This is a genomic window from bacterium (genome assembly GCA_039961635.1).
Lineage (GTDB): Bacteria > 4484-113 > 4484-113 > JAGGVC01 > JAGGVC01 > JABRWB01.
In genome coordinates this window covers 20,799-27,718 of the sequence record JABRWB010000068.1, presented here as the reverse complement: position 1 = coordinate 27,718, position 6,920 = coordinate 20,799, and the positions used below count along the sequence as shown (strand labels likewise).

Sequence of the window (6,920 nt, the reverse complement as noted above, 5' to 3'; positions counted from 1 at the left end):
TGGATCCAACCTTCGCCTTCGCCTTCACCGCTGCTTCTGCCATTCCATACCTCCTTGCCTGAAAACCTATTATACGTCAGACATGAAGGCTAGTTGTACATTCAAATGAATACGCGGAGATACCGTTTTCCAGCATCACATCCGCAGCAAGACATTTATAGCTTTTGAAGAAACTGGTGATTTGACCTTTATCATTCCCTAAAGCGAATCCGAATGGCAAAACGATTTCCCTAGTTGAATTTGCCTTCGGTTCAGCAAATGCGTTTGGGGGTGACAATACAACAGATAAAAGGCAAATTCCAAAAATCAATTCTGATTTAAAAATAGACAAGTGGATCGACCTGCAATTTACAGGAAAAGGTCCTGCAACAAGCTTACTTATACAAATCGAAAACATGTTGACCACCCCGTCTTTATTCTATCAAAGGCGCAAATATTGTCAATCCCTTAGGCTTTCAAAGTCAATTTTCCCACCCTTTGCACTTGCGTCTACTCAAGTCCCCCTTTCTATCCTCCATGCTCCCGTCGCGATACGCCCCGGAACGTCCGTGGAACAGGCTCCCCGGCATGTTTCTCCTTTCTCAACTAGGACAGGATATTCCTTCATTTCCGTATCCATCGCGGGCATGGATGCCCGTTTTAGCGGGCGTAAGGAGGTTGTTTTCCGGCCAGCGGCCGGGCCTCTCTGCGCCACTAGAATTCCGGGCGGGGAAGTCCGCGCCGAAAATTATAGCACCGGCAGGCCGGTCTACTCCCAAACGGCCGCATGGAGTGCGGAATTTCATTTCGGCCTTTCCGCCGGCGATTCATCGCCGGAAACGCATTCCGGCAAACGAGTTTGCCTGTTCGAACCACCCCGCTAAGCGCGCGAGGCGATCCCAAACTGGCGCATACAAAGCACCCCTGCAGCGTCGGTGGATTGTCCTCCGCGCCACCCGGCGGGGTACCACTCTCCTTTCTGCGGTCCGAATATCCCGGTTCCCCGGCCTTCGCGCAAACGTCGCGCGAAGGTCGCAGGTCGTCTATCAAGTGCACCTGTTTTGTATGGGGCGGTCGTATATGCGACCCCGGCGAATATCCCGCGAACGACTTCCCCGGCATAGCCGCGCGCGACCTTGCCTCCGCCACCGTCAATCAGGCGGCATGAATGCCGCGCTCGCCGATTTTGAATTTCCAATGTCAACTGTCCAACTGTCAACGCTCAACTATCAACGGGCGCACGCAGTGCGCCCCTACAAAGGGCGTGCGCCGCTCGCCCCTACAATCCGGGCGGTGCGCCACCGCGGCAGCGCGGCCAGAAGGCCGCGCTTCCCGGATTACTGCACCTTCCCCTTCGTCACCTTCATGAAGATGTCTTCGAGGTTGTCCACCGCTTCCTTGAAGCTCTTCACCTTGAATCCGGCGGCCAGCAGGTGCGCCATAAGCTGCGAGGTCTCGTCCTCCGCGCCTTCGAAGTGCACCTCCAGCGCGTCCACGTCCCGCTCCCACACCTCGGCCACCTTCGGATAGCCGCGGGCGGCCTCCATCGCCGCCTGCAGGTCGGTGCCGGGCGCGAACTCGATCAAAATAAGCTGGCCCGTCTGCACCTGCTTGAGGATCGCGTTTATGTCGCCCGAAACCACCATTTCGCCGAGCTCGATTATCCCCACCTTGTTGCAGAAGTCGGACAGCTCGTGCAGGATGTGGCTGGAGATGAATATCGTCTTGTTCATGCTCTTTAGCTCTTTCAGGAGCTCGCGCATCTCGATGCGGGCGCGCGGGTCAAGGCCGCTGGCCGGCTCGTCCAGGATGAGCACGTCGGGGTCGTGGATGAGCGTGCGGGCGAGGCAGAGGCGCTGCTTCATCCCCTTGGAAAGCTCGGAAACGAAGCTGTCGCGCTTGACGCCCAGGTTGGTGAGTTCGAGGATGTGGTCTATTATCTTCGCGCGGTCGGCGCGGGGGATGCGGTACGCGGCGCCGAAGAAATCCAGATATTCCCAGACGAGAAGATCGTTGTATACGCCGAAATAGTCCGGCATGTAGCCGATGATGCGGCGCACCTTGTCCGGCTCCCGGATGCAGTCGTGGCCGGCGATGCGGGCGCTGCCGCCGTTGGGAAGAAGAAGCGTTGCGAGGATGCGGATGGTGGTCGTCTTGCCCGCGCCGTTGGGGCCGATGAAGCCGTAAATGTCGCCCTGCTCGACCGAGAACGAGACTCCCTTGAGGGCTTCCACGTTCTTGTAACGCTTGGAAAGGTATTCGACTTCGATCATCGCCATACGCAGGCCTCCGGGAATGCTGCGGGATTATATCAGTTTCAGCCGTGCGGCTAAAAAGTCACGTTCAGTGTGGTCTGGAGCGTGGAGTTGCTCTTGTCGCCGTCCAGCTCGCCGATGCGGCTGAAATCGTCGGTGGAGTAGTCGAGCGAGAAATCCATATTGGCCGCGATGCGCCAGCGCAAGCCGAGGCGGAGGATGCGCTTCTCTGTGTCGCCGCCGGCGCTGTTGTCCAGCGTCTGGCGCTGATAGCCCGCGTTCATGCTCAACTCGCGGCTGGGGCGCCAGTTGAGGCCGAGCGCCCATTCGAAGCGGCGGCCGGAGTTGACGGAGAAAGTGGGATTGGCCGGGATGTTGCGGTTCTCCCACTGCTCGATGCGGCCGTTCAGCTCCAGCGGCTCGCTCACCTTGTATCTCACCTGCGCGTTCAGGTTGTTCGTGCGGCTCTCCTGGCCGTCGCGCCCCTCGACGACCGAGAAAGTGTACGCGCCGTCCATGGTGTAATTGTCGCGCGCGTACGAGTAGCGCACAGTGTAGTTGCTCTGACGCTCGTTGAGGCGGCGAAGGTCGAGATCGCTGTTGGTCTGGTCGTTGTAAGAGACGAGAACATTGCTGCCGGGCGCCGGCGCGAAACTCCACGAAAGGATGTAGCGGCGGATGTTGGTGCTGCGGCCCGCGGAGTCCACGTCGCTGTTTTCCAGTCCGAAGCTCAAGCGGTCGTCGCCTATGATTTCGCCGGGGGGGGCGAAAGCGAGGTTGACCTTCTGGTTGAAGCTGCGGTTGTTGGCTTCGATGTTGGCGAGAACGTTGTTTTGCCCCCCAAGAACCACCGCCGCAGACAATCCGGGCGCGATATCCTTGCCTTCGAGGCGCAGCTGGGCATTCGTCGCCATCGATTTGTCGGTACGCCCGGCGATGGAACGCACATCTTCCGTATAAACGAACGCGTGGGATAGCGTCCACGCTCCGCCGAGCGGATACGCGCCCGTCGAGCCGACTACGGTTTGGTCCCCGGCAATCGAAGATCCCGGCTGGCCCGAAATGGGATCGCTCTTTGATTCAAGCCGCACGCGGCTGAGTGTGAGCTTGACCGGCCCCGCGTCCCATGCGCCGGACACCGCAGCGTTGTTTAACTGGCTTGACGTAAGCGGCGCGCCTTTGATGCCCACGTTGCGCTCTGTCGAAACCTGTGCGCTTAGCGAGGGATACGGTTGGCGCGTAATCGTGAATCCGGACTGGAACTTCTGCCACGTGTCCTTGGAAAGAATTGAATCGAAGCGGTCGCGGCGAAAATAACGGTCGCGTGTCGCGAATTCCGCGGCAAGCGACATCCCGCCCGGGGTTCCCATGGCGAAATCGACCTGGTAGCGCTGGTCGGTGCGCGCTTCGGCCGTATCGCTTCTGACGAATTCTTCCATCAAAACATTTCCCTGGTATTTGGTCGTAAATTCGCCGGCGAATCCGGGCTGCGAAAATTGAAATCTGTGTGAAAGCGTGAGGCCTAAAACCGCGGTCGTGCGCGCGCTTTCGTCGTCCGTCGAATCCTGGCGCGTGAACTGGAAATTGGTGGAGATCGCCGGAAGCTGGGGCTGCTGCCCAGCCGCGGGCGCGGCGATTGCGCAGATTGCGAGTGCGGACGCGGCGAAGAAAATTATTCTCAAGGCTCGCTCCCGCCCAGGAGATAGCCAAGAAGCTCGCCGGAAACCGAATCGAAAAACGCGAGCGCGATTGTGCCGTCTTCCTGGTAAAGCTCCGCGAGTATTCGAGGCTCGCCGACGGTCGGCGCGAAAACCGGATGGTCGACGTCGCGCGGCTGGCTGGTCAGCTGGCGCGGAAACTCGCCGCCGGCGTCGGCGATCCAGACGTTCTTCCCCCCTCCGGCGGTGCTGACGAAACATATGCGGTCGCCTTCCGGCGAATACGCGGGCGCGGTCTCGTCGCTGGCCAGCTCGTCCGTCAGGTTCGTCGCGAACGCGTCCGGATCGCCGGGGCGCCCGGACGCGCGGAAAATATCGCGCGAAACTCCGCCGTCCGCGGAAAAAAGAATCAGCGAGTCCACAAACGGATGGAAGTCCGGGTCGGACGGGCCGCGGCCGAATCTGGGCAACCACTCCCTCGGTACGCTGCCGTCCTCCTCCGACACCCAAAGTTCCACGACGTCGGTGCGGTCGCTTACAAATGCGATTTTGCGCTCGAACGTGGGGCTGTAAACGGGACTGCGGTAATTGTCGCTGCCCGCTGTAACCTGGAATTCCTCGCCGGACTCGATTTCGAGCCTGAATACATGCCAGAATCCATCGATATTTCGCTCGAAAACTATGCTGCGCCCGTCGTACGAATAGCGCGGATGAAGCTCGTCGCCCGTCCCTGATGTGAGCTTGGTCAGCCCCGATCCGTCCGCCCTGATTTCCCAGATGTCGAATCCGCCCGCCTCGTCGCTTTCGAATACGATTTTGTCGCCCACGCGCGTCCAGTCCGGATTGCGGTAACGAACGCGGCGCACCTGGTCGCTGGTGGTGAATTCGATACCGACAGGCTCGGCCAGCGGATTGCCGCTAAGGTCGGTCAGCCCATCGAGATTGAAATTGTAAGTCCGATTAGCAGCAAAAAGCGATTCGTGACGCAGCTCGAGCCTTTTTCCATTCAGCGATTTCTCAAGCGAAATTTCAGGTGAAATGCCGATCGCCGCTGTAGCGAGCGAAGACGGCAAGATGTCATCCGAGAAAACGAGGACTATCTGCTGATTCCTGAACACTCCGGTTTCGCCGTTCCGCGGGCGGCTGGAGGAAAGCCGAGGCGGCGTCCTGTCCTGCGCGGGAACGCGGAACTGGCCGACGTAATTTCCTGCAAGCTCTTCGCCCGCGGTGCTTTCGATCGCGCGCAGGAGCTTCCATCGCACCGTCTGGCGCAGCGGCCATTCGGATTCGAATTGCACGACGGCGGTGGCTCCTTCGACCGAAATCGAAAAATCCCCGAGCGCGGGCTCGAATGATACATCCGAGTCCAGGAATGACGACTCATCCACCGGCCGCGTGAACTGAATCGTGAACGTGCCGCTTTGATCCGGCGACGCCTCCCCGAGTCCAGGAGAAACTCGCGCGACCTTGAATTCCGGAGTGGAGGCTTCGAGCTGAATGGGCAGCATGTATTCGCCGCTTGGAATTCTGACGGTCGCGCTGAAATAAAGAAAATCCGGATGCTCCGCAGCGACCTCGTAATCGCCGGCCGCGACAGAGCCGATTTCGACGGTGCCGTCCGCTTCCGTCTCGTAAAACGAGCCGCCGAAATAAACCATGCAGCCTGCGACCGGATTCGCGGCGGGGCCGTCAACGCGAACCGTAACGTCCGCGACGCGCGATCCGCCTCCCCCCCCGCCGCCGAATCCCGGATGCGGGCCGGTCCTGCATCCAGCGAGCAGGCTCAATGCGATTACGCCGAGTGAAGCGCAAACCGCGAGGGAGACGCGGACAATCATTCCGGCAGCACCCCGCCGTCGAATTCGTATACTTCAATTACGCCCGCGTCGCGGTCGAGGAAATAAATCCTGCCGGACTGAATTCTGGCTATAGGCGGCTGCGCACCTGTTGGAGCACGCTCAATCGCCGGAATCCACTTTCCATTTGCGCGAAACCAGACTGGAGCAGAGCCGCCGCAAACAATTGCCGGATTCCCCGCGGACGAGACGGCAATTCCGACAACGGGAACTGCATTCAAAACGCCCGAAAGCGGGACTGTCGAAACTTTGCCTTTTGAATCCGAAACATCGAAGGCAAGAAGCGTACGCGATTCAGAATCAAGCGCGTAAAGCAACGGGTACGAAAGCGCGATGCCGGCTGGCGTGCGTATCGCCGGCGGATCGAGCGGGGCTAGCGCGTAGTTCCAATCGCCGTCGAGTTCGAAACAGTGAATTGCACCTCCCCCGGTTTGAACGAAGATCGCGCCGCCGTTTTTGCCCGCAACCGCCGCTTCGTCGCGTTCAATCACCGTGTGCTCCGGAGATTCGCCTTCGGGAGATACTACCGTTTCAATCTCATGTGGTGCGGAAGGCTGCAGCACCACAAGCGAGGCGATTTCGCCGGGCTTTTTGCCGTCGGCCGACAACGAGATAGCCTGGACGAAATTGCCATCGGAAAAAAAGTGGAACAGCCTGCCTGACAGCGAATCCACAACCCAAAAGAGGTCGTCGCCTTCGGCCGCGATCGCGCCCGGAGAAAAATAATCGGCGGCGTCGACAGGCGGCCGGATGGTTGCTATCACCTCTCCCTGCCCATCGTAAACTTCGACGAGATCTGAACCGGCGTTGGAAACGTAAATCTTTCCGCCCGGAGAGACCGCGAAGTCCGCCGCCAGGCCTGGCAGAAGTTTTATTTCGGAGATTTTTTTGGCTTGGGGAGACGCTGATGCCGAAAACTCGGTGCAAATTAGGACAACAAGGGCTGCCGAGGCGAGCAAAATCGCACGCTTCGCAGCCGAATCGAACGCAAATCCCCGTTTTTCCCGGCAATCCACGCGTGGATTATATCATCGCGTTTTTCACAAGCAGCGCCGATTATGTATCCGTTTTCTGCCGAACCGCAATGTTATCCGCGGGGTCGCGGGTATTATTAGCGGCGGCTGCGCCCTGCGCCGGCCGAAATGCCGCGTTTGGCGGCGAATCTTTACGGA

At 59.3% G+C, this 6,920-nt stretch carries 4 protein-coding genes; all 4 read right to left on the bottom strand.

The genetic code is table 11. The features are described from left to right. Window positions 1–1,316 precede the first annotated feature (1,316 nt). From HRF49_10560 to HRF49_10545, 4 genes are read right to left on the bottom strand one after another with little or no spacing between them, the layout of a single operon-like run. Window positions 1,317–2,252: an ABC transporter ATP-binding protein gene (locus HRF49_10560; GenBank protein MEP0815089.1), complete on the bottom strand. Its 936-nt coding sequence runs from the start codon at window positions 2,250–2,252 to the stop codon at window positions 1,317–1,319. 56 nt (window positions 2,253–2,308) lie between these two features. Continuing rightward, a complete protein-coding gene (locus HRF49_10555) occupies window positions 2,309–3,916 on the bottom strand; it encodes a hypothetical protein (GenBank protein MEP0815088.1) in 1,608 nt (535 codons plus the stop codon). After that, a complete protein-coding gene (locus HRF49_10550; protein MEP0815087.1) occupies window positions 3,913–5,730 on the bottom strand; it encodes an Ig-like domain-containing protein in 1,818 nt (605 codons plus the stop codon). Before HRF49_10550 ends, HRF49_10555 begins: the two co-directional genes overlap by 4 nt. Continuing rightward, a complete protein-coding gene (locus HRF49_10545; GenBank protein ID MEP0815086.1) occupies window positions 5,727–6,764 on the bottom strand; it encodes a hypothetical protein in 1,038 nt (345 codons plus the stop codon). The genes HRF49_10550 and HRF49_10545 overlap by 4 nt, the downstream gene beginning before the upstream one ends. Window positions 6,765–6,920: the final 156 nt, after the last annotated feature.